At 47.4% G+C, this 1,436-nt stretch carries 1 protein-coding gene; it reads right to left on the bottom strand.

What is annotated here, in order from left to right; genetic code table 11:
- Nucleotides 1-354: 354 nt before the first annotated feature.
- Nucleotides 355-504 (bottom strand): DUF7837 family putative zinc-binding protein, encoded by a 150-nt coding sequence (locus CHB65_RS18120; protein WP_449404585.1) that lies wholly within the window; start codon nucleotides 502-504, stop codon nucleotides 355-357.
- Nucleotides 505-1,436 lie beyond the last annotated feature (932 nt).

The raw sequence follows: 1,436 nt of genomic DNA, 5'->3' as shown, positions 1-1,436 counted from the left end.
GGTTCAGGGATCTCAAACACATCCAGAACCAGACACTTTCTCGTGGTTAATTCGACGATTCAATCTGACCGATTACGTCATTCGTGAAGTACCGAACATATGAGTCTGACAAGATCTCTCTTTGTTCGAGTTCTTCTATTATTTTTCCCACATCTTTGGGGGAATCTGCTTCGATTGTAAGGGTGAACTCTATCTGCATATGTGATACAACATGATAGTAGTATAAATGATTTGGTGAGACTATAACGTTCGATCCCAGTCCACTCAAGACTCGCTTCCTGTATTCAGCGCCGACCTCGTATCAGTTCTAGAGGATTTCAATAGAGCTAGATCAGAGATTCATGGCTGGGCAGGTCACTGCGGTTGAACGGGCTCTCGGCACTTCGGACACTCTGCGTACACGCGCTTCTCACTATCTGCGACGTACTTGATTAAAACCGCGTTACGAGAGACGGGTGTCTCACAGAAAGGACATGCACCGAGAGTGGATGCGGCTTCTGACATGGAACGGGGGAAGAACTTGGAGCGTGTGACAGGATCCAAGTTCCACCTCGGAGTTATCGTTCCAATATAAAATACCTCAGCCAACCAAAGTGAAAGTGAAATCGAGGGACAGGCGATAATTGGTTCCGATGTGTGCGTTACACACTCTTCGGCTAACTCCACTACATCATAGACATCGATGCCGGATTTGAGCCAGAGAATTCGATCTTCATTCTTGCCGAAATTATCAGCAGAAAAATCCAGTCGCTCTGAAACAATCAGCTTCTGATAATTTCGACAACCGTGTTTGACTATGGCTGAACGTGAACGATTCGCTGAACTGGTTCCAGAGAAGCTTCCAGACGGGGACTGGCATAACGCGAACTAACACTTGTAGTGACTGCACTCCGCACGATACCTATTCGGTATCCGCAAGATCCCCCGTAGAAACAAGCTTCGGTACTGGATCACGAGGTGATCCACTGGGCAGGTTCGTAAACTCCCACGTATAGATACTACTACGTACCAGTTGACGAACTTTGTCGCCAACGTGAACTTCTCCCAATTCAACGAAGTCGAGATGCGTACAACCGAGTCACGGTAGAGAGTAGAACGTCCTAATGAAGATGATCCGGCAGCTATCCCTGACATCCTGTTGTGATTAGGGACGCCTTGCCAACGAATACATCAAGTCAATAAGAACATGTTACTGGGTTTGAGAGAAAACAGTAGGCGTGAACTCCAGATCACAGGAGAGGCCAGTGGGGCTTTTTAAACCCGTGATTACTGGCGGACCATCGGCGACAATATCTCTGCCCGTGGTCAGTTGTATTGACAAGCATCCCGACAGTCATTGGCGGCTCTGTTGAAATCCTTAGAGAGTGATATGTATTCGTGGTCGTGCTGGATATAGAGGGTCTATGCAGCACTCGGTTACTGTCTATTTTGGCATA

This window comes from Halorubrum vacuolatum (assembly GCF_900188065.1).
Classification (GTDB): Archaea; Halobacteriota; Halobacteria; order Halobacteriales; family Haloferacaceae; genus Halorubrum; species Halorubrum vacuolatum.
This window is presented reverse-complemented; position numbering and strand designations above follow the sequence as displayed.